22 protein-coding genes and 1 tRNA gene are annotated in these 18168 nt (G+C 62.3%); 6 read left to right on the top strand and 17 right to left on the bottom strand.

Translation table 11 applies throughout. The features are described from left to right. Nucleotides 1-115 precede the first annotated feature (115 nt). A complete protein-coding gene (locus tag ACFWW9_RS39675; RefSeq protein WP_390387757.1) occupies nucleotides 116-496 on the bottom strand; it encodes a phage holin family protein in 381 nt (126 codons plus the stop codon). 132 nt (nucleotides 497-628) lie between these two features. On the opposite strand from ACFWW9_RS39675, the gene ACFWW9_RS39670 reads away from it, so the two are divergent. Next, nucleotides 629-1612, top strand: coding sequence for a cation diffusion facilitator family transporter (locus tag ACFWW9_RS39670; RefSeq protein WP_390387756.1), 984 nt, complete (start codon nucleotides 629-631; stop codon nucleotides 1610-1612). Here ACFWW9_RS39670 and dcd read toward each other — a convergent pair. After that, entirely contained in the window at nucleotides 1609-2190 is a 582-nt protein-coding gene (gene dcd, locus ACFWW9_RS39665; RefSeq protein WP_390387754.1) for a dCTP deaminase, read from the bottom strand. The genes ACFWW9_RS39670 and dcd overlap by 4 nt on opposite strands. Nucleotides 2191-2260: 70 nt before the next feature. On the opposite strand from dcd, the gene ACFWW9_RS39660 reads away from it, so the two are divergent. Then, a tRNA-Gly gene (locus tag ACFWW9_RS39660) sits at nucleotides 2261-2334 on the top strand. A 184-nt stretch (nucleotides 2335-2518) separates the two neighbouring features. After that, nucleotides 2519-2728: a hypothetical protein gene (locus ACFWW9_RS39655; RefSeq protein ID WP_390387752.1), complete on the top strand. Its 210-nt coding sequence runs from the start codon at nucleotides 2519-2521 to the stop codon at nucleotides 2726-2728. Between the two features lie 105 nt (nucleotides 2729-2833). Here the strand turns inward: ACFWW9_RS39655 and ACFWW9_RS39650 are convergent, their stop codons facing one another. The 11 genes from ACFWW9_RS39650 to ACFWW9_RS39600 form a co-directional block, all read right to left on the bottom strand. Beyond that, nucleotides 2834-4120: a tyrosine-type recombinase/integrase gene (locus tag ACFWW9_RS39650; RefSeq protein ID WP_390387751.1), complete on the bottom strand. Its 1287-nt coding sequence runs from the start codon at nucleotides 4118-4120 to the stop codon at nucleotides 2834-2836. After that, nucleotides 4120-4350: an excisionase family DNA-binding protein gene (locus tag ACFWW9_RS39645; protein WP_390387750.1), complete on the bottom strand. Its 231-nt coding sequence runs from the start codon at nucleotides 4348-4350 to the stop codon at nucleotides 4120-4122. The genes ACFWW9_RS39650 and ACFWW9_RS39645 overlap by 1 nt, the downstream gene beginning before the upstream one ends. Next, nucleotides 4347-5690 carry a replication initiator gene (locus ACFWW9_RS39640; protein WP_390387749.1) on the bottom strand — a complete coding sequence of 448 codons (1344 nt, stop codon included), beginning with the start codon at nucleotides 5688-5690 and terminating at the stop codon, nucleotides 4347-4349. The genes ACFWW9_RS39645 and ACFWW9_RS39640 overlap by 4 nt, the downstream gene beginning before the upstream one ends. 82 nt (nucleotides 5691-5772) lie before the next feature. After that, entirely contained in the window at nucleotides 5773-6495 is a 723-nt protein-coding gene (locus ACFWW9_RS39635; RefSeq protein WP_390387748.1) for a hypothetical protein, read from the bottom strand. Nucleotides 6496-6573: 78 nt separating this feature from the next. Continuing rightward, complete coding sequence (locus ACFWW9_RS39630; protein ID WP_390387747.1) at nucleotides 6574-6909, bottom strand: WhiB family transcriptional regulator; 336 nt, start codon at nucleotides 6907-6909, stop codon at nucleotides 6574-6576. After that, entirely contained in the window at nucleotides 6906-7292 is a 387-nt protein-coding gene (locus ACFWW9_RS39625; RefSeq protein ID WP_390387746.1) for a hypothetical protein, read from the bottom strand. The genes ACFWW9_RS39630 and ACFWW9_RS39625 overlap by 4 nt, the downstream gene beginning before the upstream one ends. Nucleotides 7293-7425: 133 nt before the next feature. Next, nucleotides 7426-7965 (bottom strand): hypothetical protein, encoded by a 540-nt coding sequence (locus ACFWW9_RS39620; protein WP_390387745.1) that lies wholly within the window; start codon nucleotides 7963-7965, stop codon nucleotides 7426-7428. After that, entirely contained in the window at nucleotides 7962-8270 is a 309-nt protein-coding gene (locus tag ACFWW9_RS39615) for a hypothetical protein (RefSeq protein WP_390387744.1), read from the bottom strand. The genes ACFWW9_RS39620 and ACFWW9_RS39615 overlap by 4 nt, the downstream gene beginning before the upstream one ends. Nucleotides 8271-8394: 124 nt before the next feature. After that, nucleotides 8395-8985, bottom strand: coding sequence for a helix-turn-helix domain-containing protein (locus tag ACFWW9_RS39610; protein WP_390387743.1), 591 nt, complete (start codon nucleotides 8983-8985; stop codon nucleotides 8395-8397). A gap of 33 nt (nucleotides 8986-9018) precedes the next feature. Further along, nucleotides 9019-9282 (bottom strand): hypothetical protein, encoded by a 264-nt coding sequence (locus tag ACFWW9_RS39605; RefSeq protein ID WP_390387742.1) that lies wholly within the window; start codon nucleotides 9280-9282, stop codon nucleotides 9019-9021. Nucleotides 9283-9331: 49 nt separating this feature from the next. Beyond that, complete coding sequence (locus tag ACFWW9_RS39600) at nucleotides 9332-9718, bottom strand: recombinase family protein (protein ID WP_390387741.1); 387 nt, start codon at nucleotides 9716-9718, stop codon at nucleotides 9332-9334. 223 nt (nucleotides 9719-9941) lie between these two features. Between ACFWW9_RS39600 and ACFWW9_RS39595 the strand changes: the two genes are divergently transcribed. Together ACFWW9_RS39595 and ACFWW9_RS39590 are read left to right on the top strand one after the other, a co-directional pair. Continuing rightward, complete coding sequence (locus ACFWW9_RS39595; RefSeq protein ID WP_390387740.1) at nucleotides 9942-11156, top strand: helix-turn-helix domain-containing protein; 1215 nt, start codon at nucleotides 9942-9944, stop codon at nucleotides 11154-11156. Then, a complete protein-coding gene (locus ACFWW9_RS39590) occupies nucleotides 11153-11686 on the top strand; it encodes a flavoprotein (RefSeq protein ID WP_390387739.1) in 534 nt (177 codons plus the stop codon). The genes ACFWW9_RS39595 and ACFWW9_RS39590 overlap by 4 nt, the downstream gene beginning before the upstream one ends. Nucleotides 11687-12599: 913 nt before the next feature. On the opposite strand, the gene ACFWW9_RS39585 is transcribed toward ACFWW9_RS39590, so the two are convergent. Further along, the gene (locus tag ACFWW9_RS39585; RefSeq protein ID WP_390387738.1) at nucleotides 12600-13952 is read right to left on the bottom strand and encodes a cyclic GMP-AMP synthase DncV-like nucleotidyltransferase; all 1353 of its coding nucleotides are present in this window, start codon (nucleotides 13950-13952) and stop codon (nucleotides 12600-12602) included. A 5-nt stretch (nucleotides 13953-13957) separates the two neighbouring features. Beyond that, entirely contained in the window at nucleotides 13958-14479 is a 522-nt protein-coding gene (locus tag ACFWW9_RS39580; protein ID WP_390387737.1) for a hypothetical protein, read from the bottom strand. Nucleotides 14480-14981: 502 nt separating this feature from the next. Here ACFWW9_RS39580 and ACFWW9_RS39575 point away from each other — a divergent pair. Further along, nucleotides 14982-16088 (top strand): DUF4238 domain-containing protein, encoded by a 1107-nt coding sequence (locus ACFWW9_RS39575; protein WP_390387736.1) that lies wholly within the window; start codon nucleotides 14982-14984, stop codon nucleotides 16086-16088. 726 nt (nucleotides 16089-16814) lie between these two features. Here ACFWW9_RS39575 and ACFWW9_RS39570 read toward each other — a convergent pair. Continuing rightward, entirely contained in the window at nucleotides 16815-17183 is a 369-nt protein-coding gene (locus ACFWW9_RS39570; RefSeq protein WP_390387735.1) for a hypothetical protein, read from the bottom strand. Next, nucleotides 17183-17557, bottom strand: coding sequence for a hypothetical protein (locus tag ACFWW9_RS39565; RefSeq protein ID WP_390387734.1), 375 nt, complete (start codon nucleotides 17555-17557; stop codon nucleotides 17183-17185). Before ACFWW9_RS39565 ends, ACFWW9_RS39570 begins: the two co-directional genes overlap by 1 nt. Nucleotides 17558-18168 lie beyond the last annotated feature (611 nt).

Raw genomic sequence — 18168 nt, 5'->3', positions numbered from 1 at the left:
CTCCGATCAACCCCCGCCTCCCGTCCTGTTTGTGTGTTGGTTGTCGCTAGGGGCGCCCCCCCGGGGGGGGTTGGGGGGGGGGGGGGGCCCCCCCCCCCCCCCCACGACCAGGTGGTCAGTCGTTGTCGGTGACCTTCTCGTACACGATGTTCAGCACCCAGCCCGTGATGGCGACGATGATCGCGCCCCAGAACGCCGGCCAGAAGCCCGTGACCTCGAACGGGAGGCCGACCTGTTCGGAGATGTACCCCGCCAGCCAGAACAGCAGGCCGTTCACGACCAGGCCGAAGAGGCCCAGCGTGAGCAGGTAGAAGACGCAGCCGAGGAGTTTCACCACCGGTTTGATGATCGCGTTGATCAAGCCGAAGACGAGGGCGACCAGCACCAGCGTGCCGATCTTCGCCGGGGTGGACGCCTCGCCCAGATCGATGCCGGGGATCACGGTGGACACCCACACCGCGACCGCCGTCAACAGCACCTGCACCAAAAATCCCATGGCGAAGGCTAACCGTGGAGGTCAAGTCCCCGGCGGCCGAGGGCGGTCCACGTCCACAAAGGACGTCAAGGGGTCATCCCACCCGGAGGGACCAGACGGCGGCGGCGGGCGGGCCGCAATAGGGTTTGCGGCATGGCTGAGGAAGAGGCGGGTCAGGGCGGCGAGAGCACGCTCACGGTGGTGCTCGCGCTGGCCGTGAACCTGGCCATCGCGGTGATGAAAGCGGTGGCGGGCGTCATCACCGGGTCGTCGGCGATCCTGTCGGAGGCCGCGCACTCGGTGGCGGACACGTTCACCGAGGCGCTGCTGCTGACCGCGTTGCGCCGGTCGGACAAGCCCGCCGACCGCAAGCACCCCTTCGGCTACGGCAAGGAGCGGTACTTCTGGTCGCTGCTCGCCGCCGTGTCGATCTTCGCGTCGGGCGCGATGTTCGCGTTCTACGAGGGCTTCCGGACCGTGTTCGGCGAGGCCGAGGAGCAGACGCGGCCGCTGGTCGGCTACATCGTGCTGGCGTTGGCGTTCCTGATGGAGTCCGTGTCGTGGACGCAGGCGATGCGCCAGGTCCGCCGCGAGTCGAAGGCCGAGAACCGGTCGATCGTCGAGTACCTGCGCATGTCGGACGACCCGACGGTGAAGACCGTGTTCCTGGAGGACTCGGCGGCGTTGACCGGCCTCGTCATCGCGTTCGCCGGTGTCGGCCTGCACCAGGTCACCGGCTCGTCGGTGTGGGACGGTGTCGCGTCGCTGATGATCGGCGTGCTGCTGGTGGCCGTGGCGTATTCGTTGGCCCGCACCAACCGCGACCTGCTGATCGGCCGCCAAGCTGACCCGGTGATGGTCCGGGCGATCGGCGAACGCCTCCGCCAGGCCCCCGAGGTCGAGGCCGTGGTCGACCTGCTCAGCATGTTGACCGGCACCGACCGCGTCCTGCTGTGCGCCCGCTTGGACTTCGACGACGCACTGGGCGCCGCCGACCTGGAACGCGCGTGCGTCCGCATCGACGGCGAACTCCGCAAGGAGTTCCCCGACCTCGACGAGATCTTCCTCGAACCCGTCCCCCGCAACGACCCGGCGATGCGCGAACGCGTCCTGTCCCGCTACGGCTTCAACCTCTAGCGGTTCGTGTCGGTCCGGTGGAAGTTCAGGTAGGCGCGCGACGGCGTGGGCCCGCGCTGCCCCTGGTACCGCGACCCGGCCTGCTTCGACCCGTACGGGAACTCGGCCGCGCTGCTCAGCTGGAACAGGCACAGCTGCCCGATCTTCATGCCGGGCCACAACGTGATGGGCAGGTTCGCCACGTTCGACAGCTCGAGCGTGATGTGCCCGGAGAAGCCGGGGTCGATGAACCCCGCCGTGGAGTGCGTCAACAGCCCCAGCCGCCCCAACGACGACTTGCCCTCCAACCGCCCGGCGAGGTCGTCCGGCAGCGTCACCTTCTCGAACGTCGACCCCAGCACGAACTCACCGGGGTGCAGCACGAACGGCTCATCGGCTTCGGCCTCGACCAACGACGTCAGGTCGTCCTGCTGCTGCCGCGGGTCGATGTGCGTGCACTTGGTGTTGTTGAAAACCCGGAAGAACCGGTCAAGCCGCACGTCGATGCTCGACGGCTGCACCATCTCCCCGTCGAACGGCTCCAGGACCAGCCGCCCGGACTCGACCTCTTTGCGCAGTTCACGATCGCTCAGCAACACGAGCCACAGAGTAACGGGACCCCACCACCCCCCAACCCCACCCTGTGTATGATCGGTCCCGCAGCACAACGCGGGTGTAGTTCATTGGTAGAACGACAGCTTCCCAAGCTGTAGAGGCGGGTTCGATTCCCGTCACCCGCTCCACGACGAAGGCCCAGGTAAGAGCCGTGAACCGGTTCCCCTGGGCCTTCGTCATGCCGTGGGTAGAACCGCGCCGTGCACTCCACGTGCACCAACCTGCCGGGAGCAGGGATCCTCCCGCCTCTTCGTCCAGCGCAAGCGGCCTGCACCTCAGATGAAACCGAGCGAACTCGGGTACATTTGGCGCGTGTTGTCTCGCCGCAAAGCCGCAGTAGGTGCAGCCGTCTTCATGGGCGTATCTAGCGCGGCTCAGGTGTTGGCCGGGGCCGATGATGCACTGACCGGGCCGCAGATTGCGTGGTTCTTTACCACTGTCGGATCAGCAGCCGTGGTAGGCGCACTCTCGCTTGCAGACTTCTCAAACCCGCAGGTCAAGGCTCTTCAAAAAATTCTCTGAAGATCATATGCAATGCGCATATGCAATGCGTCTGACCGTGGCATCCACAAGGTTTGCCCAGATGCAGAGGTTGACCGGAGCCTGTGATTAAGCAATCCACGTGCGCTAGCCAGCCGGGACCAGTGCCCCAGCCTCACCCTCGTCGTCATCCACCACGAGTGGCCCGAACCTCTCGGGCATGGCTACCGCGAGTCGCCGAATCGCTTCCCGCTGCTCCTCGGTCAGCGCCCGCCACGCTGCGACTTTGTTGGCCTCCTCTCCCCCAGGCACACGCTCCCTGGCAATCAACCCGTCCAGCCCGGCCGCCATCTCCCTGTCCGCCTCGCTGGTCGCGTGCTGGTAGATCAACGCCGCCCTCGGACTGTCGTGCCCCATTCGCGCCATCAGATCTTTGGTGCTGGCCTTGGTCCGCGCGGCGAGCGTGTTGCCCGTGTGCCGCAGGTCGTGGAAGTGCAGATGCGGAACACCGACCGCAGCTACCGCCTTCTTCCACCCTGTCCTCGGGTTGAAGTCGCCCCGCCGAAGCGGATTGCCGCGCTTGCCCGTGAACACCCAGGCATCCGCCCCCGACTGGGTGAACTCCTCCAGGTGCGCGAGGAGGTCGGCACGAATCCTGACCGGAACTGTCACCTTCCGCCGTCCCGCCCGCGATTTCGGCGGTCCCCAGACCAGCCCACGACCAGGCAGTTCGACGAACGCCCCGGCGACCTGAACCCAACTCCCATCAGGCGCGATGTCCATTCGCCGAAGTCCGGTGATCTCGCCCCACCGCAGCGTGCAGAACGCGGCGAGCAGCACAAACGTCCGATAGCGAGGCTCGGACATCCGAGAGGCCAGGTCGAAGACCTGGGAAACGGTCAGCACCGGCCGCTCATCCGGGCTTTCAGCACCAGCCCCCGCCACCTGGCACGGATTCCGAGGAATGATCCGGTCCTCATTGGTCGCGGTCATCAGCACTGCACGGAGAAGCCGGTAAGCCTTCGCCGCCATCGTCTCCGAGACTCCCGCTCGAAGCAGGTCAGCACGCCACTTGCGGATCATCGGGGTATCGAGGTTGCCGACCTGGACATTGCCAAGATGAGGCGTGACGTACTTCCCCAGCAACCAGCCGTAGAGCTGGACCGTGCGCGGACGCAGCTTCGGCCGCTCGGAGATCCACGCTTCCGCGTAGTCCTGAAGCCTGATCTTCGCCCGCTCCGGATCAGTCCACTCACGGCGAGCAATGGCGCTCTCGACATGGACCAACCACCGGTCCGCGTCCCGCTCGGTAGCGAACGTCTCCGGTGCCGGATGCCGCTTCCCGTCTGGCCCGGTGTACATCGCTTGGAAACGTCCAGACGGCAACTTGCGCACCAGGCCGAACCGACGACGTCCGCTCTTCTTGCCCGCCATCAGGCCGCCTTCCACAGGTCACGGCGAACCGAGTCAGGCGTGATCGCGTCCACCCGACCGGCCTGAACGAACGCGTCGAGGTCGACCCGCTTGAACCGGACGTACTTCCCGACCTTGTAAAACGTGACCCGACGATCGGCGACCAAGCGCCGGATGAATCGAACGGTGGTGCTGAGGTAGTCGGCGGCTTCGTCCACCGAGAAGTGCTCACGTGCTTGTGCAGCGGTCATGCCGCCACCTCCCTTTCGTACTTGCGACGTCGTTGTTCGCGGAGCCGATCGGCGACGGCTGAAGCCAGTTCGCGTTCGGCGTCGTTGTCGTATCCAGAGCCCGAGTAGGCCCAGTCGTTGACGACCACCACCGAGTCCGCTTCCAGGCCGAGGCGGTCGAGGGTCTCTTGCGCGCGGAAGGCACGGCGCTCACCACGGATGGCCTGGAAGGTGGTCGAGTAGTGCTTGGACTTGGTCAGGAAGTGGCCGCGGAACCCGAGCATGTGCGTCCACCGCTTGAGGTTCAGTTCCTCGTAAAATGGGAGGTCGCCGAGGTCCCAGGTGGTTTGGATCATGGCCCGGTGGTGTTCGGAGACGCGCAGGTAGTCGATCTCCAGTTGGGAGCGGATCGGCCGGTCGGCGGCTTCGGTCTTGCCGGTGCCCTTGGTGGCGTACTTGGCGACGTAGCCAGCCAGCTTGTGTTCGCTGATCGCGCCGGAGTCGTCCTCGACCTCGTGTGCGGAGGTGGGGCGAATGGGGCGGACGTCGACCTGGTTGCCCCAGACCAGCGGGAGCACCAGGCCGTCAGGCCGTGCCGTCTCCAGCAGCACGGAGGCAGCCGCGGACTTCACGCAATGGTCGAGCAGCTCCGTAGTCGCCCACCGGGGCGTGGAGTCGCGGGGGCCGTCCGGCCCGTCCACGCGGATGACGGCGTGGAAGTGGACCAGGCCGCGCCGTTGGTACTCGGCGACCTTGGCGTAGGAGACCCGAGCGTGGTCCTTGAACTCCCGGACCGTCAGCCCCGCCGCGTTCGCCAGGGCACGCCTCAGGGCGATGGTGAACCGGTGCCAAAGCTTGCCCGCGTGTGCTTGCCACAGGACCGCGCCGACGTAGTCATACGTCTCCGGGACGAGTGGCCCGCCGATACGTGGGTCATCGGGGTGGTGGTAGTCCCCGCAGGCGCAGGGGATGACCTTGCCGCTCTTGGGATGTGTCCGCCGGTTGTGCACCGACCCGAATGACGGAGCCGTCAACGTGGCGAAGACCCGAGGCTTCTCCGCGACGGTGAGGGGGACGCCTTTGGAGCCGCCGGACAGGCCTGCGTGCATGAGGTGGAAAGCGTCGGCGGCGTAGCGGTCAGAACAGGTGGGGCAGACGCTCTGACGCCGGTTGCCGCACGGGATGAACACCTCCCCGCCGAGGTGCGCCATCACCGAGCCGGTGGTGGTGTCGTGGAGCTGCCACGCCCCGAACAGCCGGATCGGTGCGGCACAGCCGCCGATGGCGGTGACCTTGTCGCGCCATTCGCGGTAGTCGGGGGCTTTGAGCCGAGCGTGGATGCGGTCTTCCAAAGTCAGCATGTGGTGACCTCCTTTCGTTGGGGCGCAACGCACAGGGGCATGACCGATGCGTTGGTCACATGCCCCTGATGAGTGGGGTGGTTCAGGTGGTGGCGAGTTCCCGGACGATGCGCGCGGCGTAGTCGGGGGCGACCTTGACGGCGTCCTGCACGTCTTGGGCGGTCAGCTCACGGCCGAGCGCGTCGACCTGGTCCCGCTTGACGCGCAGGGCCTCGATCATGGGCGCCGGAAGCCGCAGCCGAATCGGGGCGCTCACCGCGGACTTCGGCTCGGGCACCTCGGGTCGTTGCTGGTCAGCGGCCTGCGTTGGTACGGCGTTGAGCGCCTGGTCCCGTGCTGCCGTGCAGCGTTGCTGGATGATTGGCATGACTTCGGCGATGAGGTAGACCACCAGCGGGATTACCACGTGCAGGAACACCATCCCGTGATTGATCGGCCCCGAGGGCGGCCGGACGGAAGACCACACGTTGGTGACCAGCGTCGCGCCGAGCAGGACCCTTTTGAGCCGGGTCACGGTCTGGTGAGCGGCGGAGATGCCGCGCGAGATCATCTCCGCTTCCCACCGCAAGAGCGTGATCAGGATCCCCGCCAACGCGGGTTCGACCAGCCACGCGCCCCACCACATCGGGTCAGCGGGCGTGAGGTGTCCGGCGAGGAAGTCGTGGACACCGGTGGTGGTGAACCCGAGCCCCGCCGCGAGGAAGGCCCACATGCACCGGGTCACCGAGGCGCGGAACCGGTCGACCCGCACGGCGTTGAGTTGCGGGTCCCCGGTGAGTTGGTGGAGTTGGTGCGACTCGTCCAACTTGGCCCGCAGCTTGCGTACCGACCGTGTCTCGCCGGGTTGATTGTCGTTGTGCTGCTTGGGTTTGCCGAACACTGTTCAGGCCACGTTCGTGCGGTCAGCCGTGCGCGGGTAGTGGAGGCGCTTGCGCTCCGGCCCGGACAGCCCCGCCACCATCCCGGAGGCGTAGTAGCGGCGGGACCCCTGACCGCTGGCCTCCCACCCGAGTTGGTCGGCGCGGCACTCGGCGAGCACCGGACAGCCCGCGCACACGTCCTTGACCGCCTCGATCCGTTTCGGGTCGAAGAACTCTTCAGTGTCCTGGCCCGCGCACGCGGCTTGAGAACGCCAGGCCGGAGGTTGTCCGGAGCGGCCGAACAGCACGAGCATCAACGCCCGGTACCCCGCGTAGCTGGCCTGATCGTGGGCGTTCACGCGGCCACCCCCGCAGCAACGGAGCGACGGGCCAGCACCGACCGGCCCAGGTGGACCAGGCGGGCGACTTCTTCGTAGGTGACGGACTCGGCGACGCAGGGCGCGAGCCGGAACACCCCGGCCAACACCACCACGGGCTTGTCCCGATCCACGCCGGGGTGACCGTCCAAGTCGGCGACGGTGGCCGAGGCCGCGAGGCCGAAGCAAATCCCGGCGGCGGTACGTCCGGTCGCGGCTACCGACACCTCGTGACGCGGTTGGTGGGTCCAGGCCAGGGAGACGCCGTCCAGGGTGGTCGACCACAGCAGCAGCGCCGCCAAGCGGTCGGGGGCGGTCCCGCTGGTGAACTCCATGTGCACCGAGCGGGACCGTGTCGAGATCACCAACCGGTCCGGACGCGGCAGCCCCTTGGACCGCATTATGGATCGCACCGCCCGCATGATCCGATCGAGCGAACGCGGGGAATCGTTGGCAGACATAGGAAACCTCCAGAAGTGAGGCGAAGTAGTGGGGAGGTCAGGCGACGACGCGCAGGCCCGAACCGGCCGCGGAGTCGCTGGGACCGGCTTTGACGAACTCGACGAGTTCGGTGATGTCCGCATCCGTGGTGAAGGCCGCGCGGACGCGCTTGGGGTTGCGGGAGCGGGAATCAACCCGGAACCCGATCCCGGCGGTCGACTCGTCGGCCGGGATCTGGTCGGCGATCGCGCCGCGCTCCCGAGCCCCGTCGCCCAGGACCATGTCCGGGTGCCGCTCCGAGGTCACTCGTAGGCACACCCGGTGCGGGATCAGGTCCCGGATGGGGACGACGTCCTTGGACGGCTCCTGCACGTAGGCGTCGAGGACGTCGTTGGTGGCGCGGCCCATCGAGGTGATGACGGAGCAGGCGGCGGTGATCTCGTGGGCGAAGTCGGGCCGGTAGGCCATCAACGACCCGATCTCGTCGATGATCAACCAGTCCAACGGGTGCTCCCGCGAGACCGGCACGGACCGCACTCCGGCGCGTTGCAACCGGCGCTGCTTGCGCTCCATGTTGTCCCGGAACAACGAGATCAACTCGGCGCAGTCCTCCGCCGAATCGGCGTACCGGCCGTCGACAGCCCAAGAACCTTCGCGGCCGGATACCCATGGCCCGCGAGCCACCCGGAAACCGCGACCTCTTTCGCCGCGTCCGCCCAGTGGCTCATGTTCCGGCCGATGCGCACCACGCAGGCCGAATCCCGCAGGCGGAATATCGCGTTCTCACCCAGCCGCAGCAGCTCGGCGTCCTCGGACTCCAACCCAGCCGCAGCGCACGCCGACCCGAGAACGGCCACCGCCGAAGTTGAGTCGAACCGGCCGCTGGTGTCCGTGGTCGCCACGCTGGCAAGGCTAGGGGAGGCAGGGCAGGCCTGCTAAGTGACCAACGTCAGGGCCCCCACCAGCCGTAAATGTCGCCGATCACCCACGTCCACACGACGACGCAAGCCACGCTGGCCAGGATGATCAACGCAAGCATGACGCCGCGATCCGAGACCACTCGACGAACCTGGCGTTGGCACGCAGCTTGCTCGCGGTGCTGGCACCCCTCGCTCTGGAAGCCCGTCGCCACCGAGCAGCACGGCACTCGGCAGCGAGTTCCAAGGCCGCGAGCCCCTTGGCCGCCAGAACCTCCGCCGCCTGCTCCCTGACCTGACGAACCTCCCTGTCCGGAACGTCCAGGCCTTGCTCAGGCGCGCTGCTCACCTCGCCCGGCAGCGCCAGGTCAGCCGGATCATCGAGAGCCCGGACACCCGGAACACCGGCGTACAGGGCAAGGCCGTCCAACAACAACGAGATGTGCGACGGCTCCCGCGCGGTGAACGGATTCCGGTGCAAGCGGTAGGTGAGCCCCACCTGGGCCAGCAGATCGAGCGCGTCGACATCCAACGCGTCGCAGTAGAAGCCGAGCAACGTGGGGGAGGGACTCCGCGCGCCTTTCTCGATCTTGGACACCGACGAGGTCGACATGCCGTACCGCTCCGCGAGGTCGAGGCCCGTGATGTCCCGCGCCTCCCGCAACGCTCGCAGGTGCCGACCGAGGACTTGGTGGTGCACGTTGAGCGCGCCGACGCTGCCTGTGCGTGCCCATCACTGCACCTCAAGAGCCTTCGGTACGGCCGCTGCGCTTTGGTACGCGGTCGCGTCCACGACAGAGCCACCGCGCCCCTCGGACCGTTCGATGAGAAGACGACCCAACCGCGACAGGAGCGCGCCGAGGTTCTGCTCAACATCGGACAGAGGCCGGGTGTACTCGGTGACGCTGAGCGTGGTCCCCTCGTCCAACACGCGCGTGATGTACCGGTGCACTTCTTGATTGGCCTCAGTGAGAGAAGCCAGGAAGATCCGTTCCACTCGCTCCATCACTCAACGCCCTTACCGTGGCTGAAACAGGCAGCGATTCTCATGCGCCGTCCACCTTCACGTCATCGACTTCCCCATCGATTACGACGAGGTCCGTACCGGTCCGCCGGATGGACCGCCGTAGGACCGAGATGGCGTGGTTGTTGCTGGAGAGGTGATCAAGGCTCGGCACGACGACTGCCTGAGTGGCCCTCAGCGCCAAGGCGTCGAGCAGCGCCGTGAACCCGATTCTGGCGACCTGCTCATGCGGAATCCCGCGATCAACGAAGACGAGCGCCAAGCGGTGGCCCCGCGTTTCGCAGAAGGCAGCGATCTCCTTGCGCCACAGCCCGATCTGAATCTCATCGGGCACCTCGGCCAAGAGGTAGCCGTAGACACTGGACTCGGGCGGGGCAGAGAGCCGGACGGGCTCAGTCTCGGGCTTCACGGGCGCTGGTCCTCACGGTGTCGCCATCGGAACAGATGGACGGCACTCAGCGCCGGAGACGTTGCGCGATGAGCAGGGAGTCCCACCGCACTGGTCGCTCCCCGACGCCAAGTGCCTGGTAGAGAACCTAGGAAGCCTTGAGTGCTACGCGTTGTACAAAATGTGTGACTGTCCGCCAGTTACGCTGTGCTGAGGCGAACCGGTCGAAATTCAGGAGCCTTGTATGGCTGACCCAGCACACGAGATCGGGAAGCGCGTCCGCTACTGGCGACTACGCCGCAACATCGGCCGCAAGCAGTTCGCCGACATGGTCGGCCGCTCAACCTCGTGGCTGGACAAGATCGAAACCGGCGAACGCCACCTGGTCCGCCTACCCACGCTGGAACTGGTCGCCGACGCACTAGGCATCGACCCCACCGTGCTCACCGACGCCCCGGCCGCCGAACGCGCAAGCGCCTGCGTCGACCCGACCGAAGTCCTGGCCATCCGATCGGCCCTAGGCAGCTACCCAGCACTCGGCCGCCAAGCCGCAGCCCCTGTCGTGCTGGCCAACCTCCAGCGCCAGGCCGACTACCTCGACCACGCCTGGACCGCCTCCCACTTCACCACCGTGGCTCAACACCTCCCGACCTTGCTCGGCGACGCACAACGAGCCGTGTCCACCGCGCCCCAGTCCGAAGCCGTCGAGGCCTACCGAGTCCTGGTGACGACCTACCGCCTGGCGTCCTCGATGCTGCTCAAGTTCGAAAGCAACGACATCGCCTGGCTAGCCGCGGACCGAGCCATCCACACCGCACTCGCCGTCAACGACACCTGGTCGCTGGCCCGAGCAACCCGCAGCCTGGCCCGCGCCATGACCAGCGTCCAGCAGCCATCTGAGGCGATTTCCGCGTTGCAGACGATGGCCGACGGAATGCGCGCCGAGGTCGCCAACGACGAGGAACACTTACTTTCTCTCATGGGCATGTTGTTCCTCGCCGCCTCGATCACCGCCGCCGAGCAAGAGAACGCATCACTGGCTCTCGCCATGCACGAACAGGCCTCACAGGCCGCAGAACAGATGCAGCGGCACTACCGCACCCATCACACCTACTTCGGTCGCACTAACGTCGCCGTCCACCGCGTAGCGGCCTTAGTCCGCCTGCACGACTCCCAAGCCTCCCTCCGCTACGCCGAGACCATCCCGCCCGAGGCCATCGCAGGACTGTCCCCGGAACGGAGAGCAAGCTTCCTACTCGACCTCACCGAGGCAAAGATCATGTGCGGCGACTACCGCGATGCGGCCAGACTGCTGTCACAGGTGGAACACACCGCACCGCAAGAGGTCCGTTGTCGCCCGCTGGCTCACAGCCTCTTGCGCCTCCTGCTGGCGAACACCACAGGGGAACCGGGACGCATGGTCAAGCAGATGGCGGAACGAGCAGGAGTACCCGCGTGAGCAGCAAGGTGCTCTACCTGATGATCTGCGGAGCTGGACCCGCCCACCACATCGACGTGATGATCACCCTCGCGATCGACGCAGGCTGGACCGTCCACTGCGTAGCCACACCCGCCGCAGCACAACACTTCCTCGACCTCGACGCCCTCAAAAAACTGACCGGCAACCCCGTCCGAACCGGACACCAAGGACCAAGCCAACCAGCCCTGCCCCCAGCAGACGCGGTGATCGTGGCACCGGCCACCTACAACACCATCAACAAGTGGGCCGCAGGCATCGCCGACACCTACGTACTCACACAACTCGCCGAGTTGACCGGACTCGGAGTCCGCATCGCCGTCCTACCGTTCGTCAACACCGCCCTCGCCGCGAACCGCGCGTTCCTCCGCAGCGTCGACGAGCTTCGCCAATCCGGCATCACCGTTCTCTTCGGCGAAGGCGGATTCGTTCCACACCCTCCCCGACACGGCGGCAAGATCATGGACACCTACCCGTGGCACCTGACCTTGAAAGCCGTCTCAGCCACCTAGCCACAGCACGCCCATGGAACAACCTTTGGCAGGTGTGTTCAGAGTTTCTTTTCTTCATCAAGGCGGCCCCTGCGGGGCCGCTCGGCCGCACTCTGCTGATCCCATCCGGCAGGGTCTTCACGGCCTCATCCCTGTGTCGCTCGGGCAAGCAGGCGGGGCCCGCCCTGGCGGGCACCCACCTGCGCCCGGCGACGGGGAGGCAGGGCCTAACCCGGCCGAACGGGCAGCGGCCGACCGACCCCACAGGGACCGCAAACAAGATCAAGGGCTGCGCTCGCCGCGCGGCAGGTCTCCGAGATGGCCGAGGCCGTAGACAGCTCACGTTCGGCGATAGGGACGGGGATCGCGCCATCTCGTCGACCTCCACGAGGGCAACCACACGCGTCAAGGGGGCAGACCCAGCGCACGTGACCGGTGTGGATGGATGAGCCCCCTTGACCCGCGCGGTTGGGGCGGGGCCAGGTCGACGAGATGGCGCGAGGCCCTCAGTTGAGAACATCAGCGAGGTACAGTCGGATCGTGTCGTCCCGCCGCAAGACCGCAGTCTGCGCTGCACTTCTCTTGGGGCTGTCCGGAGCGGCTCAGGTGCTGGCAGGGGCAGACGATGGCTTGACCGGGCAGCAGTTGACTTGGTTCCTGACCACGACCATCTCAGCAGCACTCGCAGGTGGACTATCGCTGTGGAACTCAGGTGCCACCGCAGCTAGCTCCCTCAAAAAAAATCGCTGAAGATCCAAAACTAATTCTTCTGGAATGGATTAGGAATTGCAGAGATGAAACGTTGGAAGCCGTGCGTCGACTCTCGATCTTAAGTGCGGACGCAACGTTCACGACGAGCGAAGCGAAGAGTTACGCCATACGGCCGAACGTCTGCTCGCAATTAGCGCGATCGCGTGATGCAAATTAGAGAGAATTATGGTCGCCAATAGAATGATTTACTGAAAATGTTCACCCTGAACGGTGCACTACGGGCCACTACTCTCGTTCCAACCAAGAGAAATACTTCAACCAAGTGGGTTCCCGTGTAAGCGGTGCTTTCATGATTCTCGCTTGGGTCGACAGACTTCTTGCCGTTGATAGCTTTCGCTTCAAAGAAGTCACCGCGCAAGCCCATCTGTTCTCTTGCATGGGCCCCAGTGTTCGTTACGCGCCACCGAACAGTCACGCTCGTTGGCCCGTAGGGAGTCGCCTTGAAACGCAGATACTTTCCCTGGAAAAGTAGTGGTCCATCATCGGGGTACAAGCTCGCCTTCCCTCTTTTTCCCCGCTTTTCCCAAGCTTGAATGCTCACCGAATAGCGTGGATCGAGAGACTCGTACCACCCCCGCGTGGCCGGAGATTTAGCGTGAGAGGCGTCGCCAAGTGCAACTTTGAATGGTCCTTGCTGTTTTTCCACGAGCGGAAAAGCTTCGCCAAACAGTTCACGCCAGCGCTCACACGACTCGACTAGGGTGGTCGCCTGGATTGCAGCACAAGCAATTATGACCGCTGAGGCCAGTTCAGACTTGAACTCTTTGAACGATTCTCTGGTCCAGCGGCCTGCAAGATTCTCGCGAGGAAGGACAGGATTAGCTACGATCGGAGGACTGGTAAGGTCCTTCAATTCTGCATCAAGGCTTTCAAGAGTGAGGAAAGCACGCTCACCATCATTGGATGCTTGAGCGGGCATATGGCTAGCTAGCAAGACCTGCAATACGATGGATTTAACAGCGCTTCGAACCTCTTGATGTTCATCGCGCCACCGCTTGATCATCTTTACCAAGTCGACAAAGCGAGGACCTTGCTGGCCACACCATGCCGTGTACTCATTGGGCGCAGTAGGATGCCAACCCTGATTCTGACGAGGAGCGTCAAGTGGGGCCTCTGGGCTTTGGCATACTCTTACGGGTACGACGTCCACATGAAAACTGCCAATTTCGTCATCGGCATATTCAATTCGAACACACGGCTGCTTAAGCTTGAGCTTTCCCGCATAGCGGCCGTTGGCCTCAAGCTTTCCGTATACGTCCTTTAGTGCGCCTTCTGCGGTATCTGCTTCGCCTGCACTTATGCAGACAATGTCTACGTCATATTCCCCACCCTTGACCGGCTTAACCGCCGTACCATTCGCATATGATCCCTGAAGGAAGACTTCGGAGACAGTTAAGCCATACTGCTCGCGCAGAAATTTGAGCAGGGTGCTCGAAGCACTTTCGATCCTCCCTACTTGCTTAACGCCCAGGGAGATGTCTTCAACAAATCGGCTAAAATAATCTTGGATATTCATCTAGCTCAACTTTCGCAGTTTCTAATCAAAACTAGAGCCCAGCGCCAGGGCTGCAAGGAGAGATGGTTGCGGACATCCCTGAGGAAGTCATCAGCGGCGCTGGCTGATACGGCTATTTGGGGATTAACGTCGTCGGCGTCTGCATTACCTAGCTTTCCAGGCTTGTCCCATGCTGCCTGAATCAGAGAGCGAGTAGCGTGCTTTTGTTTGTCCACCAATTTGCGGTAGCTCCGACGCATGTACTTTGACTCGCTGCCAATCCAGCCATCATAGTAGACCAGTCGTTCCTGGAGGTCGTGGAAACGATCATGGATTGCCCGTAAAGCTTCCGGGGTGTCATCTCGTCGGCGCACCCGATAGAGGAGTTCTTCCCACTCAAGAGCAGCTCGAAAAGATTCGCCATACATCTGACGACGTCGGTCGCGGCCCGCAAAGACACGCCCAAAAAAGAGAGTCGTCAGGGCCACAATTATAGCGGCTGAGCTAGCTGCAACCGCGGCAACAATCTTTATTTGATCATCGGTCATCGGTTCCCCCAGGTGATTGGCACTTTAATATTACACCAGCTACCCAGACGTCGCTCACTAGTAATCTAGTAATAGAGTGAGGGCGCAGCTATTCGAACGTTGCATATAAGATTACCGTTTCCTTCGTGGCGATGATCCGAGCACACGCAGATTTCGCAGCTCCTCGTGACCGCTCCATGATTAGCGCGGTTCGGGCGTTCTATCTCGTAGCGTAGAGCTACAAGTACCGCACGAGGCATCGTCCGATTGGGTGAACAGAGTAACGCGTATGCCTGCCTGAGCGACACACTCTGTGCAATAAGGTCTGTAAGGAGGTAGCCGTGTCATCCTTTCCGTGCATTAGATCTTGCTAAAGATCTAATGCGAGAGATGCAATCTGGGCTAGCCACACCCAGCAGCGCACTCATGCCCGGACGGTTGGTAGCACAGTGGCACAACCGCGACTCTCCATGCCTGGTTCACTAGATAAACTCTGTGACTGCAAAGCGAATACAGGTACCACGTGACGACTAAGCGAATTCGTCGGCAGCACGTTGTGTCAAAATTTTATCTAAAGGGATTTGCCAACGAGATGGGGCAACTGAGGCGCGTTTTCCTCCCTGGCGATAGAAGTCATCTAATAGCAACATCGGATGCGACCGTCATCAAGGACTTCTATACGGTCACGCTTCCCGATGGCACAGAGTCAGATATGTTTGAGAGGGCTTTCGGGGAGATTGAAACTCCGGCTGCCGAAGCGCTTAGATTGCTGCTTGACAGGACTTGGCCTCTGCAAGGCGAATTGCGCGCAGCCTTATCGTCGTGGATAGCACTTCAACATCTTCGGGGAGAAAATGTCCGCGCAGGCGGTGATCAGCAAAAAGCTCTCATAATTCGCCTTATTGTCGGAGTGTCGGGTAAGCAGGCTCTGCGCGAAATTATTGAGCGTGCAGAGCATCGTTCTGTGACGGACTCTGAGCTTGACTGGGAGTGGCGAGATATAACGAAGCCTGGCGGTCCGGACTTCAAGTCCGACGCTAAGGGGCATCTCCATCTCGTAACAAGGCTTCATGATGGTATGAGCCGCTACCTACACGATAGCCAGTGGACTATTTTCCGGTTTAACCGACGCCACTTGCTCACGACAGATCATCCAGTTGCCATGGCGACCAGGCCAGATTATCCGGAGCATCAAGGAGTTGGCATATTCACTGCCGACGCATTTCTCACTCCGTTGAGCAGATATGCAGCCTTGATGATCAAACCACGGCATAAACTGTCTATTCAAGACGCGTTTGTTCCTGACTTTGAGCAAGCAGGGACGACGAAGTATGCCCGATGGATCAACCAAGAGCTAGTAATCCACGCTAAGCGTCACATCTACATGCATCCTGAAGACAGTCTCACCGACGGTTTGCATTTGCCACAGCCCGATCGACCTAATATGCCCGAAGATACGGGAGGAGATCTAATTCGAGAAGAAGGCCTTTTCTATGGTGTAAGTCGAGAACAGCGTGCAGCCATGGCGAAAGCTATGCCGAGAGACCGTAACAGAGATGGAATGAGTATTCGTGACCTAGAATGGCCTATCCCTGGTCGCGTTACACCTGGGCGACCAACGTCCTGGTAGTTGTTAGCTCGATCAATATAAACCCGCTCACGGAAACGTAGGCGGGCGTACAAGACCGATCTTGACTCGGTCTCGGCCAGGCCAGTCCCGCCGGAGACGGCTGCCAGGACGGCCGTCGGTACACCAAGAATCATGTTCATGGTGCGCCATAACTTCATCTGCTCAAACTGGCCTTGACTGCTCCACAGCGCACTCTCATGAATCCGATCCGCGTCTTCAGCAATCGGCAAAAGTTCAGGGTCGAGACTTTTGGGAACCAATGACACTGACTTGTCGTTCGTCAGGGGCGTTGCAGACGCGGGTCAATTTTGGCTTCGGTGCTCATCCTTACGTATCTTCCCAGCGGAAAACATCACGTGATCGAGCGATCAATGCGCTGTAATTGATTGGTCACTTTGGGTGCCTACCCAGTAAATCTCATGTCAGGAGACGAGTGACGCGAAGGGGGAAGTGATGGATATCGGCAGGTGGTCGAGCCTGCGGCAAGCGGTGAACCAGTTGTCCCTTGTCGACCTCCACTAGGGCAATCACGCGCCAAGGAGCCGACCCAGCGCTCAGGCTCGCGCGGGAGGACGAGCCTCTGTTGACACGCGGTCGGAGTGACGAGATGAAGCGAAACCCCACGGTTGGGTACAGGGCGGACAGAGTGGCGACAGGGAGCGTGCTCGCAATCCATAGATTTAGAATTTATATGCACTTGAATCTTACTCGTCAGGGTTGGTATGACTAAATATTCTTACCAGAAGATGGATCGTCTTCCGCATTTTTGCCGCTTTCTTTATTTGGCCTTGCGATGGATTCGATTGCCAGATGGTTGAAATCTTCTAGATCTTTGATGAACTTGAGCGCGATATCAATGTCGTAGACTTCCACTGTATGCACCATTTGACCTTTACTATAACTGATCCTGATTTTTACAGGTTCCGCATCAGCAATGTCAGTTTTTTCCATTTCGCTCGGAACCCGTATGTGCGAATTTTGGGCGGCCATTTCCTTCGTCCGACTTAGCCATCGACGCAGTGCAATGATGGTATTTGCGAGCGCCCCTCCGCCAAGAGCTACAACAGCGATCGCCACCACCTCGGCAAATTCCATCATGGCTCCAATTCCGAGAGCACGACACAGCCAAAGGAAATTAGAATGGCCGCAATTAGAATCCACCATGAGATGGACTCTATGCGAATTATTGCTAATTCGGGGATCTTTGTCTGACTGCCAGTGACGCGGTCGCTACTGGCATACTTGACAGCCCCATAGCACATCGCGATTAGCACGGTAGCCAGTAGTGATATGGCCATCATTACGCCAACAGGTAGAGCTACTAGACCTGTGCTCCTTCTATCAAATATTAGTTCACCTGTGCCGCCCGCTATCAAGGCAAGGGAGATCAAAAGAGGCTCCCCGCGAGATGTGAGGTTGACTGACTCCATCGGGTCGCCCGCGAACCATGGGATGAGAACCTCGGCCATGAGAGAAAGAGAGCCGAGCGCGACGGCAAAGAAGGTCCACTTAATGCACTTTCGGCGTATTCGGATCAACGTATTTACGGCAGCGCCTGGCGAAGGTGGACCGCTTGGGCCATTCATGACCATCGGGTTCTCCGCTCCAGCGCAGTCACAGCCATGAGCTGCTCAGTCCCTACTGTTGATGTCCAGTGTTCGCCTGAACCGTGCGGTGTAATGACATACGATCATCTCATGTAGTCCCCTGGATTAGGGCCCATGCGGCGGTGAGCTTGGCCTGAGTTAACACACCGTTATGCAGCACCGCGCTTGACGTGCGGAGACCTCTGCGCCCCAAGGGCAAGAAGGCTGCCTCTCGGGTGTAGTCCGCTCGCGCCTGGACTGGCTGGCACCGACCAAGATCGCAGGCGACGGGTGAACGCGGCCATCGAAACTGGCATGCACTGTACGTGCACTAAGCGCAGGTCAACAGGGGTCGGTAGCGGGTAGCAATGACGTCGGGCCCACGCAGGTCAGGCCCAGTACCGGCACTGGCTGATCGGGTTCCCAAGCTGTAGAGGCGGGTTCGATTCCCGTCACCCGCTCCACGACGAAGGCCCAGGTCATCAGACCTGGGC

The organism is Umezawaea sp. NPDC059074 (genome assembly GCF_042738955.1).
Lineage (GTDB): Bacteria > Actinomycetota > Actinomycetes > Mycobacteriales > Pseudonocardiaceae > Umezawaea.
Note: the sequence above shows the minus strand (reverse complement) of the source record. Positions and strands in the feature narration are given on the sequence as shown.